At 71.2% G+C, this 25,295-nt stretch carries 26 protein-coding genes and 1 riboswitch; of the genes, 17 read left to right on the plus strand and 9 right to left on the minus strand.

Translation table 11 applies throughout. The annotated features are described in order from the left end of the window. The first annotated feature begins 1 nt into the window (after position 1). Positions 2 to 394 carry a DUF3099 domain-containing protein gene (locus tag I4J89_RS00655; RefSeq protein ID WP_196411800.1) on the plus strand — a complete coding sequence of 131 codons (393 nt, stop codon included), beginning with the start codon at positions 2 to 4 and terminating at the stop codon, positions 392 to 394. Here I4J89_RS00655 and I4J89_RS00660 read toward each other — a convergent pair. Then, positions 388 to 1,281, minus strand: coding sequence for a carbohydrate kinase family protein (locus I4J89_RS00660; protein ID WP_196412213.1), 894 nt, complete (start codon positions 1,279 to 1,281; stop codon positions 388 to 390). The two genes, I4J89_RS00655 and I4J89_RS00660, sit on opposite strands and share 7 nt — an antisense overlap. A 14-nt stretch (positions 1,282 to 1,295) precedes the next feature. Next, entirely contained in the window at positions 1,296 to 2,246 is a 951-nt protein-coding gene (locus tag I4J89_RS00665) for a pseudouridine-5'-phosphate glycosidase (protein WP_196411801.1), read from the minus strand. Positions 2,247 to 2,365: 119 nt separating this feature from the next. Between I4J89_RS00665 and I4J89_RS00670 the strand changes: the two genes are divergently transcribed. The 3 genes from I4J89_RS00670 to I4J89_RS00680 all read left to right on the plus strand — a co-directional run bounded on the left by I4J89_RS00670 (position 2,366) and on the right by I4J89_RS00680 (position 5,031). Further along, a complete protein-coding gene (locus I4J89_RS00670) occupies positions 2,366 to 2,584 on the plus strand; it encodes a DUF3039 domain-containing protein (RefSeq protein WP_196411802.1) in 219 nt (72 codons plus the stop codon). Positions 2,585 to 2,591: 7 nt separating this feature from the next. Further along, positions 2,592 to 3,206, plus strand: coding sequence for a trimeric intracellular cation channel family protein (locus I4J89_RS00675; protein ID WP_196411803.1), 615 nt, complete (start codon positions 2,592 to 2,594; stop codon positions 3,204 to 3,206). 94 nt (positions 3,207 to 3,300) lie between these two features. Next, entirely contained in the window at positions 3,301 to 5,031 is a 1,731-nt protein-coding gene (locus I4J89_RS00680; protein ID WP_196411804.1) for a DEAD/DEAH box helicase, read from the plus strand. An 84-nt stretch (positions 5,032 to 5,115) separates the two neighbouring features. On the opposite strand, the gene I4J89_RS00685 is transcribed toward I4J89_RS00680, so the two are convergent. Next, positions 5,116 to 5,358 (minus strand): DUF7455 domain-containing protein, encoded by a 243-nt coding sequence (locus I4J89_RS00685; RefSeq protein ID WP_196411805.1) that lies wholly within the window; start codon positions 5,356 to 5,358, stop codon positions 5,116 to 5,118. A 247-nt stretch (positions 5,359 to 5,605) separates the two neighbouring features. Next, complete coding sequence (locus tag I4J89_RS00690) at positions 5,606 to 7,174, minus strand: RNA polymerase sigma factor (RefSeq protein WP_196411806.1); 1,569 nt, start codon at positions 7,172 to 7,174, stop codon at positions 5,606 to 5,608. A gap of 253 nt (positions 7,175 to 7,427) precedes the next feature. Here I4J89_RS00690 and I4J89_RS00695 point away from each other — a divergent pair, with 253 nt between their 5' ends. Continuing rightward, positions 7,428 to 8,249, plus strand: a complete 822-nt coding sequence (locus I4J89_RS00695) for an inositol monophosphatase family protein (protein ID WP_196411807.1) — start codon at positions 7,428 to 7,430, stop codon at positions 8,247 to 8,249. Positions 8,250 to 8,272: 23 nt separating this feature from the next. On the opposite strand, the gene I4J89_RS00700 is transcribed toward I4J89_RS00695, so the two are convergent. Further along, complete coding sequence (locus I4J89_RS00700) at positions 8,273 to 8,824, minus strand: LytR C-terminal domain-containing protein (protein WP_196411808.1); 552 nt, start codon at positions 8,822 to 8,824, stop codon at positions 8,273 to 8,275. 336 nt (positions 8,825 to 9,160) lie between these two features. Here I4J89_RS00700 and I4J89_RS00705 point away from each other — a divergent pair, with 336 nt between their 5' ends. Together I4J89_RS00705 and I4J89_RS00710 are read left to right on the plus strand one after the other, a co-directional pair. Next, entirely contained in the window at positions 9,161 to 9,457 is a 297-nt protein-coding gene (locus I4J89_RS00705) for a DUF4193 domain-containing protein (protein WP_196411809.1), read from the plus strand. Positions 9,458 to 9,600: 143 nt separating this feature from the next. Then, the gene (locus tag I4J89_RS00710) at positions 9,601 to 10,494 is read left to right on the plus strand and encodes a hypothetical protein (RefSeq protein WP_230858150.1); all 894 of its coding nucleotides are present in this window, start codon (positions 9,601 to 9,603) and stop codon (positions 10,492 to 10,494) included. On the opposite strand, the gene I4J89_RS00715 is transcribed toward I4J89_RS00710, so the two are convergent. After that, positions 10,460 to 10,957, minus strand: a complete 498-nt coding sequence (locus tag I4J89_RS00715; protein WP_196411810.1) for a DUF3093 domain-containing protein — start codon at positions 10,955 to 10,957, stop codon at positions 10,460 to 10,462. The genes I4J89_RS00710 and I4J89_RS00715 overlap by 35 nt on opposite strands. 95 nt (positions 10,958 to 11,052) lie before the next feature. Between I4J89_RS00715 and dut the strand changes: the two genes are divergently transcribed. From dut to I4J89_RS00735, 4 genes are all read left to right on the plus strand, one after another. Continuing rightward, on the plus strand, positions 11,053 to 11,526 hold the full coding sequence (dut, locus tag I4J89_RS00720) for a dUTP diphosphatase (protein ID WP_196411811.1): 474 nt from the start codon (positions 11,053 to 11,055) through the stop codon (positions 11,524 to 11,526). Positions 11,527 to 11,544: 18 nt separating this feature from the next. Then, a complete protein-coding gene (locus I4J89_RS00725) occupies positions 11,545 to 12,195 on the plus strand; it encodes a DUF3710 domain-containing protein (protein ID WP_196411812.1) in 651 nt (216 codons plus the stop codon). Between the two features lie 114 nt (positions 12,196 to 12,309). Further along, a complete protein-coding gene (locus I4J89_RS00730) occupies positions 12,310 to 12,687 on the plus strand; it encodes an OB-fold nucleic acid binding domain-containing protein (RefSeq protein ID WP_196411813.1) in 378 nt (125 codons plus the stop codon). Then, positions 12,684 to 13,454, plus strand: a complete 771-nt coding sequence (locus tag I4J89_RS00735) for a DUF3159 domain-containing protein (RefSeq protein ID WP_196411814.1) — start codon at positions 12,684 to 12,686, stop codon at positions 13,452 to 13,454. The genes I4J89_RS00730 and I4J89_RS00735 overlap by 4 nt, the downstream gene beginning before the upstream one ends. On the opposite strand, the gene I4J89_RS00740 is transcribed toward I4J89_RS00735, so the two are convergent. Next, on the minus strand, positions 13,451 to 14,113 hold the full coding sequence (locus I4J89_RS00740; protein WP_196411815.1) for a potassium channel family protein: 663 nt from the start codon (positions 14,111 to 14,113) through the stop codon (positions 13,451 to 13,453). The two genes, I4J89_RS00735 and I4J89_RS00740, sit on opposite strands and share 4 nt — an antisense overlap. A gap of 3 nt (positions 14,114 to 14,116) precedes the next feature. Then, complete coding sequence (locus tag I4J89_RS00745) at positions 14,117 to 14,782, minus strand: potassium channel family protein (protein WP_196411816.1); 666 nt, start codon at positions 14,780 to 14,782, stop codon at positions 14,117 to 14,119. 113 nt (positions 14,783 to 14,895) lie between these two features. Here I4J89_RS00745 and I4J89_RS00750 point away from each other — a divergent pair, with 113 nt between their 5' ends. Next, complete coding sequence (locus I4J89_RS00750; protein WP_309238129.1) at positions 14,896 to 16,935, plus strand: APC family permease; 2,040 nt, start codon at positions 14,896 to 14,898, stop codon at positions 16,933 to 16,935. Continuing rightward, positions 16,932 to 18,206 (plus strand): class I SAM-dependent RNA methyltransferase, encoded by a 1,275-nt coding sequence (locus I4J89_RS00755; RefSeq protein ID WP_196411818.1) that lies wholly within the window; start codon positions 16,932 to 16,934, stop codon positions 18,204 to 18,206. The genes I4J89_RS00750 and I4J89_RS00755 overlap by 4 nt, the downstream gene beginning before the upstream one ends. A 5-nt stretch (positions 18,207 to 18,211) precedes the next feature. Here I4J89_RS00755 and I4J89_RS00760 read toward each other — a convergent pair whose 3' ends face one another. Continuing rightward, a complete protein-coding gene (locus I4J89_RS00760) occupies positions 18,212 to 19,066 on the minus strand; it encodes a bifunctional 5,10-methylenetetrahydrofolate dehydrogenase/5,10-methenyltetrahydrofolate cyclohydrolase (RefSeq protein WP_196411819.1) in 855 nt (284 codons plus the stop codon). 14 nt (positions 19,067 to 19,080) lie between these two features. Further along, positions 19,081 to 19,163: riboswitch (ZMP/ZTP riboswitch) on the minus strand. Positions 19,164 to 19,286: 123 nt separating this feature from the next. Between I4J89_RS00760 and dxs the strand changes: the two genes are divergently transcribed. Genes dxs through I4J89_RS00780 form a run of 4 tightly spaced genes read left to right on the plus strand, consistent with a single transcriptional unit; the run spans position 19,287 to position 25,293 of the window. Continuing rightward, on the plus strand, positions 19,287 to 21,221 hold the full coding sequence (gene dxs / locus I4J89_RS00765) for a 1-deoxy-D-xylulose-5-phosphate synthase (RefSeq protein WP_196411820.1): 1,935 nt from the start codon (positions 19,287 to 19,289) through the stop codon (positions 21,219 to 21,221). Between the two features lie 37 nt (positions 21,222 to 21,258). Further along, positions 21,259 to 22,569, plus strand: coding sequence for an outer membrane protein assembly factor BamB family protein (locus I4J89_RS00770; protein WP_196411821.1), 1,311 nt, complete (start codon positions 21,259 to 21,261; stop codon positions 22,567 to 22,569). Positions 22,570 to 22,593: 24 nt separating this feature from the next. After that, positions 22,594 to 23,949, plus strand: coding sequence for an outer membrane protein assembly factor BamB family protein (locus tag I4J89_RS00775; RefSeq protein WP_196411822.1), 1,356 nt, complete (start codon positions 22,594 to 22,596; stop codon positions 23,947 to 23,949). Positions 23,950 to 24,000: 51 nt separating this feature from the next. Then, complete coding sequence (locus I4J89_RS00780; protein WP_196411823.1) at positions 24,001 to 25,293, plus strand: outer membrane protein assembly factor BamB family protein; 1,293 nt, start codon at positions 24,001 to 24,003, stop codon at positions 25,291 to 25,293. Positions 25,294 to 25,295: the final 2 nt, after the last annotated feature.

Below are 25,295 nucleotides of genomic sequence, written 5' to 3' on the forward strand. Positions count from 1 at the left end.
CGTGAAGAAGCAGCCGGAGCGCCCGGTGTTGATCACCAACGCCGCACGCAGCCAGGACGATCAGCTTCGCAGCAGGCAGATCCGCTACGTCACGATGATGAGTGTCCGGGCCGGCTGCCTGATCCTCGGCGCGGTCCTGATCAGTGCGAAGGTGCCACTGCTGCCACTCTGGCTGGCCCTCTGCGCGCTCGGGATGGTCCTGCTGCCCTGGATGGCCGTGCTGATCGCCAACGACCGCCCGCCCAAGAGCAAGGAGGAGCGCGCCGCTGACCGGGCGGCGCGCGAGGACGTGCAGCGCGCGCTGGGCCGGCACGACACCCCCGAGCCCGAGTTCATCACCATCGATTCCGAGGTGGTCGACGACCCGGCCGAGGCCCGCCGCCGCCCTCAGTGAACGGGTGAGTGACCCGGGCGGGCTCCGATCCGGGCAACGGCGGCCGCGCCCAGTGCGGCGCCGGCGGCGAGCGCCGCTTCCGGCCCGGCACCGGAAAACCATGCGGCGAGCAGGCCGGCGGCGAAGGCGTCACCCGCCCCGGTCGGATCTTTCATCGGTACGCGCGACGCCGCCCCCGACACCGCGACGCCGTCCCGCCCGCACCAGAAGGCGCCGGCCGCCCCCTGCTTCACCACCACGTTGCGCGCGTGGGCCGTCATCCGGGCCGCCTGGTCCGTCGCGGTGCCCGGACCGGCGAGCACGTCGGCCTCGTCCTGGTTGCACAGGAGCAGGTCGGCGTCGCGTACCCAATCCAGGAAGGCCGCCGCACCAACGGCGCGCAACGGGGCCGCCGAGGCCGCGTCGACGCTCACCGTGAGTCCTCGTCCGGCCGCGGCCGCCAGGGCCGCGAGGCCGGCCGCCCGGGAACCGGCGTGCAGCAGCGGATAGCCGGACAGGTGCAGGTGGCTGCCGGGCGGTGCGCCCGCGACCACCGCGGTGACGTGCTCCGGATCGAGCAGCTGGGAGGCGCCCCGATCCGTGATCATGGTGCGCTCGGCCGGACCGGTGAGCACCACCACGCTGCCGGTGGCGGTGCCCGGGTGGACGCGCACCGCGCAGTGCACGCCCGCCTCCTCCAGTTCGGCAACGCGTTCCCGGCCGGCGACGTCGTCGCCGATCGCCGCGATCAGCGTCACCTCCTGCCGGGCGTGGGCGAGCCAGGCTGCGGTGTTCGCGGCCTGGCCTCCGCCGCCGACCCGGATCGCCGCGTCGGTGTCCGATCCGACCTGGATCGGACCGTTCTGCTCGACCAGAACGTCGGTCACCAGGTCCCCGACGACGATCATCGCGGGCACCGGCGTCACGCGGGGACCGCGAACCCCACCGGCGCCGCCGAGCCGGAGGTGGTGGCCGCCGCGATCCGGGCCGCCAGCGCCGAGTTGCGCAGGATGATCCGGATGTTGACCTCCAGACTCTTCCCCTCGGTGCTGGAGTGGAAGTGCGACAGCAGGAACGGGGTGACCGCCTTGCCGGTGATGTTCTGCTCGGCCAGCAGGTTCAGCCCGGTCGCCAGCGTCCGGTCGTGCAGCTCCGGGTCGAGCTGCTCCTCGGTGGGTAGCGGGTTCGCCAGCACCAGGGCGCCCTCGCTCACGCCCTGCTCGCTCCGGGCCCGGATGAAGTCGGCCACCTGCTCAGGCGAGTCCAGCTGCCAGTCGACGTCGAAGCCGCCGTCGGTGATGAAGAAGCCGGGGAAGCGCCGGGTCCGGTAACCGGCCACCGACACCCCGAGGGTCTCCAGCCGCTCCAGGGTGGCGCCCACGTCGAGGATCGACTTGACCCCTGCGCAGACGACGACGATCGGCGTACCGGCCAGCGCGGTCAGGTCGGCCGACTCGTCGAAGGTGACGTTCGCCTCGCGATGCACACCGCCCAGCCCGCCGGTGGCGAACACCCCGATGCCCGCGGCGGCCGCGATCGCGCTGGTGGCGGCGACCGTGGTGGCACCGTCGGCGCGCCGGGCCGCGGCGATCGCGAGGTCACGGACCGAGAGCTTGGCCACGTCACCGGCGAGCGCGAGGTGCTCGACCTGTGCGTCGTCCAGCCCGACGACCACCTCTCCGCGGATCATGCCGATGGTGGCGGGGACGGCTCCGTTGTCCCGTACGGTCTGTTCGATCTCCCGGGCCACCCGCAGGTTGTCGGGGTGCGGCAGGCCGTGCGAGATGATCGTGCTCTCCAGGGCCACCACCGGACGGCCGTCCCGGCGGGCGCGGGTCACGTGCTCGCCGTATCGAATCGCGAAGTCAGTCACGCCCGCTACCGTACGGCTCTCACCGGCCGCGTTGTCGTTGGACCGACCAGGCGTGAGCTGTCAGACTTGTGGGCTGGAGCCTCGCCTCACCACTGAAAACTTCCTGAAGGGTAGATAACGTGAGCACCCAGATCCTGGAGCGTCCGGAAACCAAGGATGCCGACACCGGTCCGGAGATGTTCCACTACGTTCGCAAGGAGAAGATCGCGGAGAGCGCGGTCATGGGCACCTTCGTGGTCGCGCTCTGCGGTGAGAAGTTCCCGGTGACCAAGACCCCGAAGCCGGGCTCCCCGGTCTGCCCGCAGTGCAAGGAGATCTACGAAGCCATGAAGGTCTGATCGGCGCGTGACGGGCGGATATCCACTGCTCGTCGCGGACCTGATCGGCGTGGCGGTGTTCGCCGCCTCGGGCGCCTCGGCCGGCGTCGTGAAACGCCTCGACCTGTTCGGGGTGGCGTTCGTCGGCTTCGTGGCGGCGCTCGGTGGCGGCATTTTGCGTGACCTGGCGATCGGCGCGGTGCCGCCGCTGGCGTTCGGCGACTGGCGGTACGCGGTGACCGCCGTCATCGCCTCGGTCGCGGTCTTCTGGCTGCATCCGACGCTGAACCGGGTCCGCCGTACGGTGCTACTCCTGGACGCCGCCGGGCTCGGACTGTTCACCGCGACGGGCACGCTGAAGGCTCTCGACGCCGGCGTGCCGGCGGTCGGCGCCTGCCTGCTGGGCATGCTCACCGCGATCGGCGGCGGGGTTGCCCGCGACCTGCTCACCGGGGAGATCCCGGTGGTGCTGCGACGCGAGATCTACGCGGTGATCGCCCTGGGCGGTGCGGTTCTTGTCACCCTCTCCCACAAACTGGGCTTCACCGGCCTGGTTCCGCTGGTCAGCGCCGCGGCCCTGATGACCGGGGTACGCCTTATCGCGCTCTACCGCCGCTGGTCGGCGCCGGTGGCGGCACCGTAGCCCCCGTTTCGCACCCGGCCGCGGCTATGCTGGGTGCCGCCTCCGCGCCCCGACATCGCGGAGGCTTTTCCATGGACGAAGGGATCACCGGAGCTTGAGCCCGCCTGTGCCGAACCTGGAGATCTTCCCGCCGCTGCGGGACTGGCAGCGCAAGGCGATGGTGACGTACCTGCGTCGCCGTTCCGAGGACTTCATGGCGGTGGCGACACCCGGCGCCGGCAAGACCACGTTCGCGCTGCGGATCGCGGCCGAGATGATCGCCGACGGCACCTGTGACGCGGTGACCGTGGTCTGCCCCACCGAGCACCTCAAGACCCAGTGGGCGCACGCCGCGGCCCGGGTCGGCATCCAGCTCGACCCCAAGTTCCGCAACTCCGACGTGCACTCGTCACGGGACTTCCACGGCGCGGTTCTCACCTACGCGCAGGTCGGCATGGCGCCCGCGGTGCACAAGCGGCGGACCATCACCCGGCGGACCTTCGTGATCCTGGACGAGATCCACCACGCCGGCGATTCACGTACCTGGGGTGACGGGGTCAAGGACGCCTTCGAGCCCGCCGTACGCCGCCTGCTGCTCACCGGTACGCCGTTCCGCTCCGACGAGAACCCGATCCCGTTCGTGGCCTACGAGCGCGGCCAGGACGGCGTACAGCGGTCGAGGGCGGACTCGGTCTACGGCTACGCCGACGCGCTGCGGGACGGCGTCGTGCGCCCGGTGCTCTTCATGGCGTACTCGGGGGAGACCCGATGGCGGACCAACGCCGGTGACGAGCTGGCCGCCCGGCTGGGCGAGCCGATGACCAAGGACCTGATCGCCCAGGCGTGGCGGACCGCCCTGGACCACCGGGGCGAGTGGATGCCCCAGGTCATGCGTGCCGCCGACGCCCGCCTCACCAAGATCCGCGAGCACGGCATGCCGGACGCGGGCGGCCTGGTCATCGCGAGCGACCAGACGGCCGCCCGGGCGTACGCGAAACTCCTGCGCGACCTCACCGGCGAGCCGGCCACCGTGGTCCTCTCCGACGACGAGGGCGCCTCCGGCCGGATCGCCGAGTTCGCGAACTCGGAGCAGCGCTGGATGGTCGCGGTCCGGATGGTGTCGGAGGGCGTCGACATCCCCCGGCTGGCCGTCGGCGTCTACGCCACCAGCGCCTCCACCCCGCTCTACTTCGCTCAGGCGATCGGCCGGTTCGTCCGGGCCCGCCGGGAGGGTGAGACGGCGACGGTGTTCCTGCCCAGCGTCCCGCATCTGCTCGGGCTGGCCAGCGAGATGGAGGCGCAGCGCAACCACGTGCTGGGCGCGCCGAAGGAGAAGGACGGGCTGGAGGACTCGCTGCTGGAGCGCGCGCAGAAGGCCGAAGACGCGCTCGGTGACCTGGACAAGAAGTTCGAGGCGCTCTCCGCCGTCGCCGAGCTGGATCAGGTCATCTACGACGGCACCTCGTTCGGGATGGCCGCGCGCACCGGCTCCGCCGAGGAGGCGGACTATCTGGGCCTGCCCGGCCTGCTCACCCCGGACCAGGTGACCACCCTGCTGAACAAGCGCCAGACGGAGCAGATGGCGGCCCAGAAACGGCAGCAGCAGGAGCAGGCGAAGACCGAGGTGCCCGCGCAGCGGGAGCCGGTCGTGACGATGAGCGCCGGCGAGCGGCGCGCCACCCTGCGCCGGCAGCTGAACACTCTGGTGGCGGCACACCACCACCGGACGAACCTCCCGCACGGGAAGATCCACGCGGAGCTGCGCCGGCTGTGCGGCGGCCCGCCGAGCGCACAGGCCACGATCGAGCAGCTGGAGGAGCGGATCGCCACGATCCAGACCTTCTGACCTCGACTTCGATGGCACGCAGAAGGGGCGCTCCTGGAGGGAGCGCCCCTTCTTACGCGTCAGTCGGGGGGACCGCTGATCTTGCTAGTTGGTGGAGTTAGACATCTTGACCGCGCCGCGCCAGGTGAAATCCGGGTCGGCGGTGTACTGAACCGCGATCTTCACGAGGTCCTCGGCATACCGGTTGGCGTGGTGGCCACAGAAGACCAGTTCGCCACCGCCTGCCAGGGACAAACGGAGCTTCCCGGCTGCATTGCAGCGGTCGCACCGTTCATCGGCTGCTGGGCCGGCCAGGCTACCCGCCGGCGGCGTGAGGGTCGGGGTCATCGCCTTCCTCCTCTGTTCGTCACCGATGAACATGTTCTTCGGCTACTGCTCACACATCGTGCAACACCCTGCACCGTTGCAGCCTTCCCAGAGTGCCCCGGGGGGACCGAGGTCACACGTTCGGTTCTGGCTAGTGTGCCGTGATCCAAGGGTGCCACGTCAACGATCACTTCTGCACAACGGTCTGATCACCACCCGTTGATGTACGGGTGGTGACCAATCAGACACGTAATGTTGACTACTCGTCCTAGTCCAGGTAGTCGCGGAGGACCTGGGACCGGGACGGGTGTCGCAATTTCGACATCGTCTTCGACTCGATCTGCCGGATCCGCTCCCGGGTCACCCCGTACACCTGGCCGATCTCGTCCAGCGTGCGCGGCTGGCCGTCGGTCAGGCCGAACCGGAGCCGGACCACGCCCGCCTCCCGCTCGGAGAGCGTCTGCAGGACCTGCTGGAGCTGGTCCTGCAAGAGGGAGAACGACACGGCGTCGACCGCGACTACGGCCTCGGAGTCCTCGATGAAGTCACCGAGCTGGCTGTCGCCCTCGTCGCCGATGGTCTGGTCCAGCGAGATCGGCTCACGCGCGTACTGCTGGATCTCCAGCACCTTCTCCGGCGTGATGTCCATCTCCTTGGCCAGCTCCTCCGGGGTGGGCTCGCGGCCCAGGTCCTGGAGCAGCTCGCGCTGGATGCGGCCGAGCTTGTTGATGACTTCGACCATGTGCACCGGGATGCGGATGGTGCGGGCCTGGTCGGCCATGGCGCGGGTGATGGCCTGCCGGATCCACCAGGTGGCGTACGTGGAGAACTTGTAGCCCTTGGTGTAGTCGAACTTCTCGACCGCGCGGATCAGGCCGAGGTTGCCCTCCTGGATCAGGTCCAGGAACGCCATGCCACGACCGGTGTACCGCTTGGCCAGCGAGACCACGAGCCGGAGGTTCGCCTCGAGCAGGTGATTCTTGGCCCGCTCGCCGTCCCGGTTGATCCACTTGAGGTCGCGCTCGAAGTTGCGCTCGAGCGACTCCTCGCCCTCGTCGGCGGCGCGCAGCCGCTCGGCGGCGTAGAGGCCGGCCTCGATCCGCTTGGCGAGCTCGACCTCCTGCTCCGCGTTGAGCAGCGGAACCTTGCCGATCTGCTTGAGGTAGGCGCGGACCGAGTCGGCGGAGGCGGTGAGCTCGGCGTCGCGACGCGCCTGCTTCAGCGCCTCGGACTCCTCGTCGTCCCACTCGAAGTCGCCCTCGGTGGCCGAGCTGGCGGCGTCGGTCGCCGCGGCGGCGACCATCGCGGCCGGCTCCTCGACCACCACGTCCTCGATCTCGGCGGCGAGCTCCTCGGGATCGATCTCCCCCTCAGGGCTCTCCTCGCCGGGCTTGGCGGCCTTGGCCGGGGTGGCCTTGGCAGCGGTCGCTTTACGGGCCGGCGTGGCCTTGGCGGCCGCCGCGGTGGCCTTGCGGACCGGTGCGGCCTTCGCCGGGGCGGGCGTGTCGCCCTCCGCGGCCGGGGCCGCCTGCTTCGGGGCGGGCGCCGCCTTCTTCGCCGGAGCGGTCTTGGCGGTGGTCGCCTTGGACGCGGGCGTGGCGGCGCGCGCGGCAGCCACCTTGCGTCGCGTGCTGGCGGAGCCGTCCACGACAACGGTGATGCCGGCGTCCACCAGGGCACGCAGGATTTTCTTGGCCTGGGCCGCGTTCACCGCAGCGGACTCGAGCGTGTGCGCGACCTGCGCCGATGTGAGTTGCCCGCCCGCACCCTGGGCATGGGTGATCAAGGCCTCGGTGAGAGAGCGAACGTCGGCACCGTTCTGGTGGGCTTCTGTCACGAATGACCTTCCGGAGGCGATGAGGTTGGGCACGGCCAGGATCCAGCGCGCACGCGGGGGCGAGGCTCGCCGGAGTCGGTTTGGGGGCCCTCGGGACACGGACAGTCCCGCAGGTGTGTGTCCGTGAAGCGTGGGCAGGGGTGAATTGTAGCGCCGCCGACCGAGATCCTCCGCCTCCAGCACGCCGCTAGGGCCCGACGACCTCGTCAGAGACGTTCGGCGCAAGAATGCTATCGGTGGAAAGGACCCAAACGTGAGCGAGATTTCGACGGTATCGACGCCCGGCGAGTTGCTGGCGATCGCGGTGCGCGTGGCCCGTCAGGCGGCTGCCACCGCTCGGCGGATGCGCGACGAGGCGATCGGTGACGTGCAGACCAAGAGCACCGACACCGACGTTGTCACCGCGGCGGACAAGGCGGTCGAGCGGCAGGTGGTGGACGCGCTGCTGGCTGAACGGCCCGGTGACGGGGTGCTGGGGGAGGAGTACGGGGACTCCGTGACGGTCGAATCCGGCGCTGTGCGGTGGATCCTGGACCCGATCGACGGCACCGTGAACTACCTCTACGGCCTGCCCCAGTACGCCGTCTCCCTGGCCGCTGAGCGCGACGGTGAGGTGGTTGCCGGGGTGGTCTGCAACGCCGCCACCGGCGACGAGTGGACGGCCACCCGGGGCGGCGGAGCCTGGCGGTCCGGCCGGCGCCTGAGCGGCTCGGTGCGAACGACTCTGGATCAGGCTCTCATCGGCACCGGATTCGGTTACGACCCGCGGCGCCGGGCACATCAGGGTGTGGTGCTGGCCGAGTTGATCACCCGTGTGCGTGACATCCGGCGGTTCGGCGCGGCGGCCCTGGACCTCTGCATGGTCGCCGAGGGCACCCTGGACGCCTACTACGAGAAGGGCCTGAACCTGTGGGACCACGCGGCCGGTGGCCTGATCGCGGCGGAGGCGGGACTCACCGTCGCCGGGCTGTCCGGCGCGCCGGCCGGCAAGCAGATGCTGGTGGCGGCTCCGCCCGCGCTGTTCCCGGCGCTGCACGACGCGCTGGTGGAGCTGGACGCGGCGGGTGGGCCGTAGGCGCGGCCGGTGGGCCGGGCGGCTCAGTCGTCGTTCTTGGCCTTGGCCTCGACCGGCTTGAGGCAGGCGCCCGGCGGGAGGGTCGGCTCGCCGATCTCGACCAGCGACTGGTTGACCTCGGTGGTCGTGGCCAGCTGCTGGTACTCGTCGCCGATCACGATCTCGATGACCGGGCCCTTGCGCTTCGGGCTGTAGACCATCTCCGACTGGGCCAGGAAGTACGCCCGCAGCAGCTGAGCCTTGCCGACCGCCTCCGGGCCGAACCGGATCTCCGCGACGCCCTTGAACTTGGTCTTGCTCTTGGACGGGTTCTCGACGGCGAACCGCCGGTTTTTGAACTCGCTGGTCACCGCCTCGGCGAGGCCGGACTTGCTGGTGCCGTTGAGCACCTTGACCTTGACCTCGGCCGGGTCGTCCGGGAGCCGGATGTCGGCGAGCGGAGCGTCGGCCGCGCAGCCGTCACCGTTCGCGAAATCCCGCTGCGAGTCGCGGACCAGCGCCACGACGACGAAGACGAGCGCGGCGACGGAAAGGACTCCGACGACTACCAGCGCTCGGACGCGCGCAAAGCTCATGGGGCTGGCTCCAGGATTCCGGCGGCGAACCCGGTTGGGGTCGCCGGGCTTGTCGAGAGGTTAGCGTCTGCCCGCCAGGTACGCGGAAACAGGGAATGCTTCCGGCGCGCCGACAATGATCGAGACGCTGGTGCCCCTACTTTGATGTCGCCTCAATCACATCGGGAACAATGTGCCGCCAGAACGCGTACAACCCTGCCGCAGCAGAGGTAAGGTTCCGCGCTCGCCGGGGTCGTTCCCGGGAGTCAGAAATCGTCCAGCGGAACCGGGAACCGAAACCTTGTCACCGGCGTTACTAACGCCAAGCGACACATCGATACAGGAGAGTGAAGACCGATGGCCACCGACTACGACGCCCCGCGTCGCGATGAGGTCGACCTCGGCGAGGACAGCCTCGAGGAGCTCAAGGCCCGTCGCGCCGACTCGCAGTCGGGCGCAGTGGACGTCGACGAGGTCGAGGTGGCGGAGAGCTTCGAGCTGCCCGGCGCCGACCTCGCCGACGAGGAGCTGACCGTCAAGGTGCTGCCGATGCAGAACGACGAGTTCCGTTGCGCCCGCTGTTTCCTCGTGCACCACCGCAGCCAGCTGGCTGTGGAGCGAAACGGGGAGCTGATCTGCCGCGAGTGCGCCTGAGCGCACCCGCGCGCAGCGCGCCGCCACCCGATCGCGGATCACGCGGTCGGGCGTACGGCGTTCGCCATGGGGGGTTTTACACGGGGGTTTGACCCTGGGGCGTAGCCGGGCACATACCGGAGACGCCGAAGGGGAGGACGACGATGAACCACGCGGATCGTGCGACCGAGCCCGACACCGGGTCCGGTGCCGGTAGCGAGTTCGATCCTGCCCGGAAACCGGGCCACGACACGGCGGCGGAACTCGACGTGCGACCGGGCACCGATGCGAAACCGGGCACTGACGTCGAGCTGGGCCGCACCGTGGCGGCTCTCACCGCGGACGACCTGGAGCCGGCCGGCCGGAGACGGCTGATGGGCCGGCTCATCAGCGACGTCCGGGCCCGCGACATCGGCCGGCTGTTCCGTCCGAAGGCGGCACTTCGCTGGATGACCGACATGGTCGCGGACGTGGCGCCGCACGTCCCGGTACGGGACCGGGACACCCTGCGCCGGCACTTTCCCGGCATGGACGACGAGGAGCTGGCCGAGCGGCTGATCCGCAACGCCACCCGGGCCACCGCCGGCGTCGGCGCGGCCGGCGGCGGGATCGCCTCCGTCGAGTGGGTGGCTACCCCGACACTGCTCTCGGCGCCGGTGCTGCTGGCCAGCGAGACGGTCGCCGTGGTGGCGATCGAGATCAAGCTGATCGGCGAGCTGCACGAGGTGTACGGGCAGCCGATCACCGGTGGCACGCCCGAGCGGGCCATGAAGCTGATCGAGTCCTGGTCCGGGCAGCGCGGGGTGAACCCGCTGATCCCGGGCGTGGGTGTGGCGACGGTGCTCGGCACGGCCGCCCGCAAGGACCTGCAGCGGACCCTGTTGAAGCGGTTCGGCCGCAATCTGACCACCCTGGCACCGATGCTGACCGGCGCGGCGGTCGCCAGCTACCTGAACCGCCGGGCGACCCGGGTGGTGGGCGACAAGGTCCGCGAGGACCTGCGCAAGGAGAGCGCGAAGCGGCTCAGCCCGGCCGGGCGGCCCGCTCTCGACGGCTGACCTCGAGCAGCGCGGTGGCCAGCTCGACCGGGTGCCGGGTGCTGACCACCCAGTACGGCGTCGGATCGGCCGGGTCGTCGAGCAGCACCTGCACGGCCGGTCCGATCCAGGCCCGCTGGATGACGAAGGCCAGCGGATGCGCGCCGACCCCGAGGGCCTCACGCTTGCCGGCGGTGTCGAGCGCGACCACGTCGGAGATCACCGAGACCGGCAGCCGGGCGTCGTCGACCTGGAACTCGTCGGCGGTGACCGCCACCGGCAGCCGGCCGGCCGGGATCAGCAGCAGCACGGAGAGCGGCAGGACCACCGCGTACGGCAGCCAGCCGGGCAGATCGGGCAGGCCCAGGACCAGCTCGGTGGCCAGGATCGCGCCGGTGATGAGGGCGGCGGGCCAGGCCCACCACGGCAGGCTGAGCCGTTCTCGATAGGCCGCAGCCGTGCGGGCCGGGGACTCGGGTGTCACCCTCGAAGGGTACGGCGCGCCTCCATTGCCCGGCGCGGCAGGATGGCAGGGTAGGTGCCGCCCCGCAGTACCCGTACCCCGTGAGGAAACCCGCCGTGACCGACGTAGTCATCCAGGTCCGCCGGCTCGATCCGGACCTGCCCCTGCCGGCGTACGCCCATCCCGGCGACGCCGGCGCGGACCTGGTCGCGGCGGAGGAGGTCGAGATCGCCCCGGGTGCGCGGGCCAAGGTCCGAACCGGCCTGGCGATCGCTCTCCCGGAGGGGTACGTGGGTCTGGTGCACCCGCGTTCCGGGCTGGCCGCTCGCCTCGGCGTGACGGTGCTCAACGCGCCCGGTACGGTCGACGCCGGCTACCGCGGTGAGATTCTGGTGATCCTGATCAATCTGGATCCGGCGAACACCGTCAAGATCTCGCGCGGGGACCGGATCGCCCAGCTCGTGATCCAACGGGTGGAGCGGGCGGCCTTCCACGTGGTGGAGACGCTCGACGACACCTCGCGTGGAGCCGGCGGGCACGGTTCGACCGGCGGCCACGCAGCGCTGCCCGGGCAGCAGACGCAAGACTGAAGACGGAAGGTGGAGTTGATGTTCTCCCGTAAGCGCGGTGGCGCGAAGCACGTTCGTGCGGCCGACGCGCCGCCCTCAAAGGCGCTCGCCGACAGCCTGGCCTCCGGTGGTGAGGCACCGGCGCCCGAGTTCGGCCCGTGGGACGTCAGCCACGCGCCGGACGGGGTGCAGCGCCTCGACCTGGGCAGTCTGCAGATCCCGGCGGTCGAGGGCGTCGAGGTGCGGGTGCAGGCCAACCCGGAAGGCGGCGTCGAGCAGATCGTGCTGGTGGACGGCGAGAGCGCCCTGCAGCTGGGTGTCTTCGCGGCGCCGAAGACCGAGGGCATCTGGGACGAGGTGCGGGCCGAGATCGCCGAGGCCATGGCGGCCGACGGGGTGACCCCGCAGGAGATCGACGGCAAGTACGGGATCGAGCTGGCGGCCCGGGTCAACACCCCGGACGGGCCGGCCGACGTGCGGTTCGTCGGTGTCGACGGGCCCCGCTGGATGGTCCGGGCGCTGTACCAGGGTGCGGCCGCGTCGGACCGGGCGCGCGAGGGCGTACTCGGCGAGGTGCTGGCCGGGCTGGTCGTGGTCCGGGACAACGAGCCCCGGCCGGTACGCGAGCCGCTGCCGATGCGGCTGCCGAAGGAGATGGCCGAGCAGGGTCCGGGCAACCAGCCCGGATAGCCGGTTGGTGATCCATGTCACCCCGGCGCTTCGGGCGTACCGTTGGCCGCAGGCACGCGCGCACACTGTGCCGTCCGAGACCCATGGGCGTCGAGGAAGGGTGACAGCGGAGTCATGACCATCGAAGAACGCACCGGGCTGCGCAGGCTTCTCGATCGATTGACCGCGACCGAGGAGGAGCTGGACGCGCGGGAGCTCCAGCGGGACAGCGCCAAGTGCGGCGCGGTCCCGGCTGAGCAGTGTCAGCGAGGTCAGGTCGTTTCGGTGTCGGGGCGACTGCGGACCGTGGCGTACACTCCTCGCACCAACCTGCCGACGCTGGAGGCCGACCTCTACGACGGCAGCGACGTGGTCACGCTGGTCTTCCTGGGCCGCCGGTCGATCGCCGGCATCGAACCAGGACGCCAGCTCACCGCGCGTGGCCGGATCGCGATCCGGGACGACCGTAAGGTGATCTACAACCCGTACTACGAGCTGGAGGCGCCCCGGTGAGTGGCAGCGAGCCGCGCCACGCCGCGCACGAGTCGGTCGAGGAGCGGATCGCCGAGGAGGTCGTCGAGGAGCTCGAGCTGCATCCGGTCCGCAAGGACGATGAGGATGAGCCGCTCCCGTCGATGAGCGAGCAGATCGCCGAGCAACTCGGTGGTGTGCGCGGCCTCATCGAGTCGAGCCTGCCGGTGCTGGCCTTCGTCATGCTCAACGTGCTGCTCGGCGACTCGGTGCTGGGCCTGGAGAAACGCGACGCGCTGCTCTGGGCGATCATCGGCTCGGTCGGTTCGGCGCTGGCCATCGGCGCCGTGCGGCTGATCCGCAGGCAGCCGATCCGGCACGCGGTGAACGGTCTGTTCGGCATCGCGATCGGCGCCTGGCTGGCGTGGCGCACCGGCGAGGCGAAGAACTTCTACCTACCCGGCATCCTGCTCACCTTCGGGCAGGCCGCGGTGCTGCTGCTCTCGGTGGCGTTCCGCAAGCCGCTGATCGGCTACGCCTGGGGCATCATGGCGAACAAGGGCCGCCAGGACTGGTTCGGCAACGCCCGGCTGTTCCGGACCTTCCAGTGGCTGACGCTGCTCTGGGTGGTCTCGCTGAGCCTGCGTGCCGGCATCCAGGCGTACCTGTACGCGATCGGCGAGGCGAACGCCCTGGGTGTCGTGCGGATCCTGGTGAGCTGGCCGATCTACGCCGGCACCTTCGCGTTCACGGCGTGGGCGATCCACCGGGTGACGTCCGCCCAGCGCCGCGAGACGGCCGTCGCCTAGGCGTTGCCGAGGACCACGGCGCGGACCTGTTCCTCCACGTCGGCGGTGCACACGAAGATCAGCTCGTCGCCGGCCTCAAGCGGGTCGTCCGGGGTCGGCACCAGGACCCGCTTGCCGCGCAGGATCGCGACCAGGGCGGCGTCGCGGGGCATCGGCACGGAGCGGAGCGGCTTTCCCTCGTACGGCGCGTCGCGCGGGAGGGTGATCTCGACCAGGTTGGCCTCGCCCTGCCGGAAGGTCATCAGCCGGACCAGGTCGCCGACCGTCACCGCCTCCTCGACCAGGGCGGCCATCAGGCGCGGCTTGCTCACCGCGACGTCCACGCCCCACTGCTCGGTGAAGAGCCACTCGTTCTCGGCGCGGTTCACCCGGGCCACCACCCGGGCCACCGCGAACTCGGTCTTGGCGAGCAGCGACACCACCAGGTTCGCCTTGTCGTCGCCGGTGGCGGCCACCACGACGTCGCAGGAGGCCAGGTCGGCCTCCTCCAGGCTGCTCAGCTCGCAGGCGTCGGCGAGCACCCACTGGGCCTGCGGCACCCGCTCCGGGCAGAGCTGCCGCGGCTGCCGCTCGATCAGCATCACGTCGTGCCCGTTGCCGATCAGTTCCTGCGCGATGGACCGGCCCACGTTGCCGGCCCCGGCGATAGCGATCCGCATGGTCTAGAGGCCTTCCTTGTCGGCGCGCTCCGCGATGTCCAGCACCTTGCCGACGGTCTCGTCGGTCACCAGCATGAAGACCTGGTCGCCGTCCTGGAGTACGCCGGACGGCTGGGCGAGCAGGCCCATCCCGAACCGGGTCAGGTACGCGACCCGGGCACCGGTCCGGTCCTCCAGCGACTTGACCGTGCGGCCGATCCAGTCCCGGTGCAGTGGCGCCTCCACGATGCTGACCACGCTGGTCGGATCGCGGAACACCTCGTACCGGTCCTCCGGCACCAGGAACCGGAACATCCGGTCGGCGGCCCACCGGATCGTCGCGATCGTCGGGATGCCGAGCCGCTCGTAGACCTGCGCCCGCCGGGAGTCGTAGATCCGGGCCACCACGCGGCTCACCCCGAACGTCTCCCGGGCCAGCCGGGCCGAGATGATGTTGGAGTTGTCACCGCTGGAGACGGCCGCGAAGGCGTCCGCCCGCTCGATGCCGGCGGCCACCAGCACACCCCGGTCGAAACCGATCCCGTTCACCGTGACGCCGCCGAAATCGGCGCCGAGCCGCCGGAACGCCTCGGCGTCCCGGTCGATCACGGCCACCTGGTGACCTTGCGCGTCGAGCTTCTGCGCCAGCGTCGAACCGAGCCGGCCGCACCCCATGATCACCACGTGCACGGTTCGTGCCCTCCCGAATCACTACGGACCAGTGTGAGCCTGCCATGTGCCTCTCGGCGGCGGTGTCCGGGGCGGGGTACGGGCGATGCGCTCCGCCCGTACTCTTGGCACTCGTGGCAAGTACCACCTCTCTAGCCAAGCGGCTGCTCCTGGGCCGGCCGTTCCGCTCGGACCGGCTGAAACACACCCTTCTACCGAAGCGGATCGCGCTGCCCGTCTTCGCCAGTGACGCGCTCTCCAGCGTGGCGTACGCGCCGGACGAGATCCTGCTGACCCTCTCCATCGCCGGTGCCGCCGCCTACGTCTACTCACCGTGGGTGACGCTCGCGGTCGCGGTGGTGATGGTGACGGTGGTCGCCAGTTACCGGCAGAACGTGCACGCGTATCCGTCCGGCGGCGGTGACTATGAGGTGGCCACGGTCAACCTGGGGCCGCGAGCCGGGATCGGTGTGGCCAGTGCGCTGCTGGTGGACTACATCCTCACCGTCGCCGTCTCGGTCTCCTCCGGGGTCAGCAACCTCGGCTCGGTGGTCCCCTGGGTGGCGGAGAACAAGGTCGGCGTCGCGATCGCCGCCGTCGTCGTGCTGAGCGCGCTCAACCTGCGTGGCCTGCGCGAGTCGGGTAACGCGTTCGCCGTGCCCACCTATCTCTTCATCGTCGTCATCGTGGGCATGATCCTGACCGGCCTGTTCCGGCTCTACGTGCTCGGTGACGACCTGCAGGCGCCCAGCGCCGGGCTGGTGATCGCGGCTGAGGAGGACCATCTCACCAGCTTCGGCTTCGCGTTCCTCCTGTTGCGAACCTTCTCGTCGGGCTGTGCCGCGCTGACCGGTGTCGAGGCGATCTCCAACGGGGTGCCCGCCTTCAAGCCTCCGAAGAGCAAGAACGCGGCGACCACGTTGATGCTGCTCGGTGGCATCGCCGTCGTGATGCTGGTCGGCATGATCTCCCTGGCCCGCGCGACCCACCTGCAGTTCGTCGAGAACCCGGCCCTGCAGATCGTCTCCGGGCCGGTCAACTACGTGCAGAAGACGGTCACCACTCAGCTCGCCGAGACCGTGTTCGGTGCCGGCTCGATCATGCTCTACGTGGTCGGCGCGGTCACCGCGATGATCCTCTTCCTGGCGGCCAACACGGCGTTCAACGGTTTCCCGGTGCTCGGCTCGATCCTCGCCCAGGACCGTTTCCTGCCGCGCCAGCTGCACACCCGCGGCGACCGGCTGGCCTTCAGCAACGGCATCCTCTTCCTGGCGGTCGCCGCGATCGTGCTGATCGTGGCCTTCCACGCCGAGGTCACCAAGCTGATCCAGCTCTACATCGTGGGCGTCTTCGTCTCCTTCACGCTGTCCCAGGCCGGCATGATCCGGCACTGGAACCGGTTGCTGCAGACCCAGCGTGACCCGGAACGCCGCCGCCGCATGATCCGCTCGCGGGCCATCAACACGTTCGGCATGGTACTTACCGGGGCAGTACTGGTCATCGTGCTGATCACCAAGTTCCTGCTCGGCGCCTGGATCGCGATCACCATGATGCTGGTCATCTACGGGCTGATGGTCGCCATCCAGCGGCACTACACCCGGGTCGCCGAGGAGCTGAAGCCGACCGACGAGCGTCCCGTGCTGCCCTCCCGCAACCACGCGGTCGTGCTGGTCAGCAAGGTGCACATGCCGACGCTGCGTGCGGTCGCGTACGCACAGGCGACCCGGCCGGACACGCTTACCGCGGTCACCGTGAACGTCGACGACAAGGACACCCGCAACATCCAGGAGGAGTGGGAGCGGCGGCAGGTCCCGGTGCCGCTGACCGTGGTCGACTCGCCGTACCGGGAGATCACCCGGCCGATCATCGACTACGTGAAGAGCGTGCGAAGGTCGTCGCCCCGGGACGTGGTCACCGTCTTCGTGCCGGAGTACGTGGTCGGCCGCTGGTGGGAGAACCTGCTGCACAACCAAAGTGCGCTGCGGATCAAGGGCCGGTTGCTCTTCGAGCCGGGCGTGATGGTCACCAGCGTGCCCTGGCAGCTGCGGTCCAGCCAGGACCGCGACCTGGAGCGGCTGGACCGCGACCTGAGCCGCGCGCCGGCCCGTGGCCCGCGCAACCGCGGCGACGACGAGATCGCCGAACCGGTCGACGGCGAAGACGGTCAGTCATGAGCGTGCCGGTTCCGGTCGAGGACGACCTGGTGCAGGGCGACCGGGTCGAGGTGACCGTGGGCGCGCCGGCGCACGGCGGGCACTGTGTGGCCCGGATCGGCGGCCCGCACGGCCGGGTGGTCTTCGTCCGCCACGCGCTGCCCGGCGAGCGGGTCACCGCGGAGATCACCGAGTTGCACCGCGGTTATCTGCGGGCCGACGCGGTGGAGATCCACGAGGCTTCCCCGGACCGGGTCACCCCGCCCTGCCCCTACGCCCATCCGGGTGGGTGCGGCGGCTGTGACCTCCAGCACGTCTCGGATGACGCGCAACTGCGGTGGAAGACCGCGGTGGTCCGGGAACAGCTCGAGCGCCTGGCCGGGCTCACCGACTTTCCGGTACGGGTGGAGGCGTTGCCCGGCCCGGCGGACTCGTCGCGGCTGCTCGGGTGGCGCAGCCGCGTCCGGTACGCGGTGGACGCGGCCGACCGGCCCGGACTGCTCCAGCACCGGTCGCACCAGGTGGTGGCCATCGACCGGTGCCGGATCGCGCACCCGGCCATCCAGGAGCTCGACCTGCTCGCCCGGGCCTGGCCGGACGCGGACGGGCTCCAGGTGGTCGCGAGTACCGGCGGCGACGTCGCGGTGCTCGTCAGCCGGTCACCGCTGGCCGGGGACGACCTCACCGACGGCCCGTCCGGTCCGGGACTGGTCCGGTTGTCGGGGCCGGAGGAGGTCTCCGAGGTCGCCGGTGGGCGTGCTTGGCGCGTACCCCCGGAAGGTTTCTGGCAGGTGCACCCGGCCGCCGCCGACACGCTTGTCGGTGTGGTGCTGACCATGTTGCGACCCGCCGAAGGCGAGGTCGCCTGGGACCTGTACGGCGGAGCCGGGCTCTTCGCGGCCGCCCTGGCCGCGCGCACCGGGGCCCGGACCACCGTGGTCGAGTCGTCCCCGATCGGGGTGGCGGCGGCCCGGGCCAACCTCGGCGGCCTGCCGAACGTGGAGGTCGTCGCCGCCAAGGTGGACGTGGCGCTGAGCCGGCGCCGGGTCGCCGGGCCGGTCGACCTGGTCGTGCTCGACCCGCCGCGGGCCGGCGCCGGCGCCAAGGTGGTCCGTGCCGTGGCGGAGGCGGGTCCGCGGGCCATCGCCTACGTCGCGTGCGATCCGGCGGCGCTGGCCCGGGACCTGGCGACGTTCCGGTCACTCGGCTGGAAGGCCGCGGAGATCCGGGCCTTCGACTGCTTCCCGATGACCCAGCATGTGGAGTGCGTCGCTCTGATCGTGCCGGCCTGAGCCGGTTATCCGGCCCGCTCCGCGGCCACGACGGCGTTGCGGAAGAGCATGGCGACCGTGGTGGGGCCGACGCCGCCGACCCGCGGGGTGATCGCCCCGGCCACCTCGGCGCAGGACTCCTCGACGTCCGGCAGCAGGCGGCGGCCCTCGTAGCGGACGCCCGCGCCGATCACCACGGCGCCGGGCTTGACGTGCTCGGGCTTGATGATGCCGGGGACGCCGGCGGCGGCGATCAGGATCTCGGCGCGCTGGGTGTACCGCGGCCAGTCCTTCACCCCGGTGTGCACGACGGTGACCGCGGCGTTGGCGGTGGGGCGCTTCTGGGCCAGCAGCATCGCCAGCGGGCGGCCCAGGGTGGCGCCCCGGCCCAGGATGACCACCTCGCGGCCGGAGACCGGGATGTCGTGGAAGGCGAGCAGCGCCTCGATGCCGGCCGGGGTGCAGGGCAGCGGACCGGGCAGGCCGACCGCGAGCCGGCCCATGTTGAGCGGGTGCATCCCGTCGACGTCCTTGTCGGGGTCGAGGGTCTGCAGAGCGGCGTCGTAGTCCAGATGGCCCGGGATCGGGTACTGGATCAGCACGCCGTGCACGTTCTTGTCGTCGTTGAACTCGGCGATCACCCGGAGCAGGTCGGCCTGGGTGATGTCACCGCCGAGGTGCCGGTGCGGCGACGCGAACCCGAGCTCGGCGGCCTGCTTCTGCTTGATCCGGATGTAGCCGGCGCTGGCGTCGTCGTCGCCGACCAGGATGGTGGCGAGGCTGGGCTGGACGCCGCGCTCCTTGAGGCGGGCGACCCGCGCCCTGACGTCGTCGAGAACGGACTCGGCGACGGGTGCGCCGGGAAGAAGTTGAGCGGACATGCGCGACTCCAAGAACCGGGAGCCCAGGCGGTCGACTCTCCGTGACGAGCTCCCCGATGGTTCGACCATCCCCGTGCCGCCAGTCGCTGCGTGACTTCCAGGATGCCGGACCACTCGGCCGCCCGGCCAACCGGGGGTGGAGGTGAAGGTTGTGTGGAGGATCGGCTCTGGCCGTTCGCGCAAGGTGCGGTGCGGCGCGGCCCGGATAGACTCCACGCTCATGAGCGACTCCCCCTCGACCCCGGCCGGCCTGCTGACCAGCATCACCGCTCCCGGTGATCTGAAGCGACTGACCCCAGAGCAGTTGTCCCTGCTCGCGGCCGAGATTCGTGACTTCCTCGTGGCCAAGGTCTCGCGTACCGGCGGGCATCTCGGTCCGAACCTCGGTGTGGTCGAGATGACCCTCGCCCTGCACCGGGTGTTCGACTCGCCACGCGACCGGATTCTCTTCGACACCGGGCACCAGGCCTACGTCCACAAGATCGTTACCGGCCGGCAGGACGGCTTCGACCTGCTCCGCCAGCGCGGTGGCCTCACCGGCTACCCGAGTCAGGCGGAGAGCGAGCACGACCTGATCGAGAACTCGCACGCCTCCACCGCCCTGTCGTACGCGGACGGCATCGCCAAGGCGTTCACGCTGCGCGGCGAGGACCGGCACGTGGTGGCGGTGGTCGGCGACGGCGCCCTGACCGGCGGCATGTGCTGGGAGGCGCTGAACAACATCGCGGCCACCCGCAACCGGCTGGTCATCGTGGTGAACGACAACGGCCGGTCGTACGCGCCGACCATCGGCGGCCTCGCCGACCACCTCTCCACGCTGCGCCTCAACCCGGGTTACGAGCGGGTGCTCGACCTGGTCAAGGACGCGCTGGGCCAGACGCCGGTGGTGGGCAAGCCGGTGTTCGAGGTGCTGCACGCGGTCAAGAAGGGCATCAAGGACGCGGTCAGCCCGCAGCCGATGTTCGAGGACCTGGGCCTGAAGTACATCGGCCCGGTGGACGGCCACGACCAGCAGGCGATGGAGTCCGCGCTGCGCCGGGCCAAGGGCTACAACGCCCCGGTGATCGTGCACGCGGTGACCCGCAAGGGCTACGGCTACCGGCCGGCCGAGCAGGACGAGGCGGACTGCCTGCACGGCCCGGGCAGCGCGTTCGACGTGGAGACCGGCAAGCTGCTCGCCAAGCCGACCCTGAAGTGGACGAAGGTCTTCGCCGACGAGCTGGTCCGGATCGCCGACGAGCGTCCGGACGTGGTGGGTATCACCGCCGCCATGGCCGAGCCGACCGGTATCGCCGCGCTGGCGAAGAAGTACCCGGAGCGGACGTACGACGTGGGCATCGCCGAGCAGCACGCGGCCACCTCCGCGGCCGGCCTGGCGATGGGCGGGCTGCACCCGGTGGTGGCGGTCTACGCGACCTTCCTGAACCGGGCTTTCGACCAGGTCCTGCTGGACGTGGCGATGCACAACCTGCCGGTGACCTTCGTGCTGGACCGGGCCGGGATCACCGGGCCGGACGGGCCGAGCCACTACGGCATGTGGGACATGAGCGTCTTCGGGGTGGTGCCCGGGCTGCGGATCGCCGCGCCGCGCGACGCCGAGACGCTGCGTGAGGAGCTGCGCGAGGCGGTCGCGGTGGAGGACGGCCCGACCATCGTGCGCTTCCCGACCGGCGCGGTCGCGCCGGAGACCCCGGCGCTGCGCCGGGTCGGCCAGGTGGACGTGTTGCGCGAGGCCGGGCCGGACAAGGACGTGCTTCTGGTCGCGGTGGGCTCGTTCGCCGGGCTCGGCCTGGACGCGGCCGAGCGGATCGCCGAGCAGGGGTACGGCGTGACGGTCGTCGACCCGCGCTGGGTCCGCCCGGTCCCGATCGAGCTGACCGGCCTGGCCGCACAGCACCGGTTCGTGGTCACGTGCGAGGACGGGGTGCGCGCGGGCGGCGTGGGCGACGCGGTGGCGAGCGCGCTGCGCGACGCCGGCGTGAACGTGCCGCTGCGCGACTTCGGTGTGCCGGTCGGCTTCCACCCGCACGGCACCCGGGCCGAGATCCTCACCTCGCTGGGGCTGACCGCGCAGGACATCGCGCGGGACGTGACCGAGTGGGTGTCGCGTCACGAGGCGGCCGACACGGTGACGGAACCGCGCACCACGGTCTAGCCGGGCGGTTTCGTTACGGAACCGTTACCTTTGATGGATGGGTGCGGACACGTACGACGGGCCGGTCGTCATCGATCTCGGCCTGGAACGCGGGGAGCCGGAGTCTTATCACCGACCAGGGCGGCGCACGACGTCACCCTGGTTCGGTCCGGCCTTGGTCGTGCTCCTGGTGCTCTTCGGGGTCACGACCGCGGGGCCGCCGTCCCGGCCGCCGCTGGCCGAGGTGCTGCGCGTCGCGATCGGGCCCGGTGATCCGTACGCCGTAGACGACGGTCGCCTGCTGATCCAGACCACCGGCCGGCTCAGCTCCTACCAGCTGGCGGACGGCGGTCTGCGCTGGCAGATCCAGCAGCACCAGCCGGTCTACCGGCTGCGCACCGGCGGCGGAAAACTACTGCTGCGGCCCTGGAACGTGGGCCGCGAGGAGACCGGCACCACGGCGATCTCCCTCGACACCGGGACCCGGGAATGGCACAACGACCGCAACGTCGTGTCCTTCCCCGGCACCGCGCTGCTGTTCGCGGTCGAGGGTGTGCGCAGCACTTCGGGCATCGGCCGCCGGGTGCAGAACGAGGTCGAGGTGATCGACCCGGCCGTCGGCCTGGCCCGCTGGCGTGTGCACGTGCCGAACACCGCGGTGCTGCTCAGCGTGCCCGGCTCGATGTCCCGGATCATGCTGCTGCGCGACGACCAGACCGCCGACCTGTACGACGTGCCGACCGGCGCCCACCTGGCCAGCCGGACGTTCCCGGTGGCCGACTACGACCCGGAGAACCCGGTGGTGATCGGTGACGCGGTGCTGCTGCGGCATCCCGGGCGCGGCTCGGTCAAGGTGTCCGCGTACGACACGGCGACGCTCCGCGAGCTGTGGAGCGTGCGGGCGCCGAGCACCCAGCGGATCCGGCCGTGCGGCGAGCTGGCCTGCCTGATCGGGCCGGCCGGCATCCGGGCGGTGGACCCGGAGAGCGGCGTCGAGAGCTGGCGCCGGCCCGGCTGGCGTGCCGTCGAGCAGTACGGGAACTGGCTTATCGCGTACTCGACGGACGGGACGAGTGACCCGGTGGCCGTGGTGGATCCGGCGACCGGCCGGGTGCTGGCGGACGTGACCGGATGGCGCCCGGTCGCCGGGACCACCGCCGACGGGGAACTGCTCGTCACCCGGGAGATCGGGCCGGGCCCGCGTACCATGGTCGCGGTCGTCGCCCCGGGCCTTGATCGGCCACGGCTCCTGGCCGATCTGCCACCGGGCACCGGCGACTGCCGGAGCGCCCCGGACCGGCTGGTCTGCCGGTCGATGTACGGCGAACTGATCGTCTGGGCGTACCGGACGAGCACGAGAGCGGGCTGACCGCGTACCGGTGAAGGGTGGGGCGTGACTCTGATCGAGCTGGACCGCGACGCCCCGCTCGACCCGGAGCCAAGCCGGCGCCCGCCGCCCTGGCGGTACCGGCATGCCGGCCTGCTGGTGGCCGCGGTGTTGCTGATCGCCCTGGGCGGCGCGGTTCCGACCGGCGGCACGCGCTGGCGCGACCTGGGCACCGCTGGGCCGGTGAGCGCCGTCGAGATCCCGATCCAGCTGGCCGGCGGCCGGCTCTACACGGCCGCCGTGGACGGGCCCGGACGTGAGCTGACCGCCTGGGCGCTGGAACAGCCGCCCCGCCGGCTGTGGACCGCCCAGGTGCCGATCGGCATGAGCTACGACCCCGGGCGCGGCGTCTTCGGATCGTTCTCGATCCGCCAGTCCGGTGACGTCGTGCTGCTCTCCGAAGGCTTCGTGACCACCGCGATCGACGCCCGCGACGGGCGCGTCCGGTGGACCTCACCGGTCATGGTCACCCTGCTGACCGGCGGCGGGACCGGGGTGGTCGTGGAACGCGTCTTCCGGCCGGGTACCGACTACGACCAGGCCTCCGGCGACCCGGGACCGCTCTACTTCTCGGCCGACGGCGTGCCGCACACCGAGCCGCCGATCCGCACCGAGGTCCGCGGCACCGACCTGGCGACCGGCCGGGTGGTGTGGACCGTGACGCCGCCTGGCTCGGTCACCGTCGACGCCGTCCGCGGCGACCGCCCGGCTGTCCTGATCACCGCCTCGGACCGGCTCACCCTGCTCGCCGGGGCGACCGGGACGACCCTGGCCGAGGTCGCCCTCCCGGAGCTGAACGGCGCCGGACCGGCCACGGCGTCGGTCGTGGGAGACGTCGCCCTGGTCGGCTATCAGGATCCCGGGCGGCAGGTCGGCTACGACACCCGGACCCTGCGCCGGCTCTGGGACCGGCCTCTCCCGGCCACCTCGCAGGACCGGGCCGACTGCCGGGACGTGCTCTGCTCGGGATCCCGCGACGGTCTGTCGGTGCTGGACCCGGTCACCGGTGCGACGGCCTGGCCGGTGACCGGGGAGGTCGGCCTCGCCAGGCACGCGGGCTTCGTGCTGGAGACCGAGACCCGGACCGGCCGGCCGGTCCGGCTGGCGGATCCGCGTACCGGGCGGGACCTGGCCGATTTGAGCGGCTGGGACGAGGCGTTCGGCGCGGAGCCGGACGGGGCGCTGGTGCTGCGCCGGGCCGGTGCGGGCGGCAAGCAGACCTTCGCGGCGGTCCTGCCCGGACATCCGCAGCCGCGGGTGCTGGGCACGGCCACGGTGGACTCCGGCGAGTGCGCGGCCGACGAACACCACCTGGTTTGCCGGGAAGGTGACGGGATGCGTATCTGGGCGTACCGGATCTGACCGTCCACCCGGCACAATGAGGTCGTCATCGCAGAGACCGGGAGGCTTGCGATGAGCGGTGTCCTGATCGACCTCGGTGAGGTGGCACGCTTCGGCTCGGGACCGGCGGCCGACGCCCCGGCGCCTCCGGTGCCGTACCGGTTGCTGCTCGCGATCCTCTCCGTCGCGCTCGTCGTCTCGCTCGGCGGAGCCGGCGTCCGATCCGAACCCGCGCCGCCGACGGTGATATCGGCGAGGCTCGGCGACGCCATCCGGGTGGTGGGTGACCGGCTCTTCGTGATCGGCCGGGGCGCGGCCGAGGGAAAACGGACCATCCGGACGTACGCCCTGCCGGACGCGACCCTGCTCTCCGAGCACACCGTCATGGTCACCGGCGACGTGCTCAGCGTCGACGCGGCCGGTGATCTCCTGCTGGTGACCGTGCAGGACGAGCGGACCGTCACGTTCGGCACCATCGCGCTGCGCCCCGGGCTGGACCAGCCGCTCTGGCAGCGCCCCGTTCAGCTCCAGGGCCTGTCGGTGGCCGACGGGCTGGCCCTGGTCCGGGAGGAGGGCGCCCCCTTCGGGGACGCCGACTGGCACGGCGTCGACCTGCGTACCGGCACGGTGCGCTGGACCGTGCATCAGGGCGACCGGGACGACATCGGGGTGTCCAGCTACACCGGTGGCTATCCGAAGTGGCTCTACACGCTTACCGGGAACGGGCAGCTGGTGGCCCGTGACACGCGTACCGGGCGGACGGTGGCCTCGGTGCACGTGCCTCAGCGGCAGGGTGCCAGCACATCCCTCTGGCCGGCCGGCGACCTGGTCATGATCGGCGCCGGCGGCTCCGGGACCACCGGGTACGACGTCACCGCCGGGCTGGAACCGCGCTGGCACACCGGCATGAACCTGAGCTGGTACCGCGGACCCGCCCAGTGCGGCGAGCTGATCTGCGCGTTCCTGCCGCAGCGCGGCATCCTCGTGATCGATCCGACGACCGGGCGGGAACGCTGGTCGTCGGACCGCTGGGACTACGCCGAGCGGGTCGGCGACCGTCTGCTGACCGGCATGCCGGGCACCGCCTACCCACGGCTCTACGTTCTCGACCCGGCGACCGGTGACGTGCTCGGCGACGTGGGGCTCTGGCAGAGCTCCGGGCCGGGGCCGGAACCCGGGACCGCGTACGTGCGACGTACGGTCTCCGGCGAGGACCGGCTCTGGTACGGCGTACTGCTGCTGGACCGGCTCCGGATCCGCGTGCTCGGAGCCGCCGAGCGGGTCGCCGGCGACTGCCATTTCACGGCCGGTGTGCTGGTCTGCCGCCGGATCGACGCGTCGGTCGGGGTGTGGCGGCTTCGCTAACC

It is taken from the genome of Actinoplanes aureus (genome assembly GCF_015704865.1).
Taxonomy (GTDB): domain Bacteria; phylum Actinomycetota; class Actinomycetes; order Mycobacteriales; family Micromonosporaceae; genus Actinoplanes; species Actinoplanes aureus.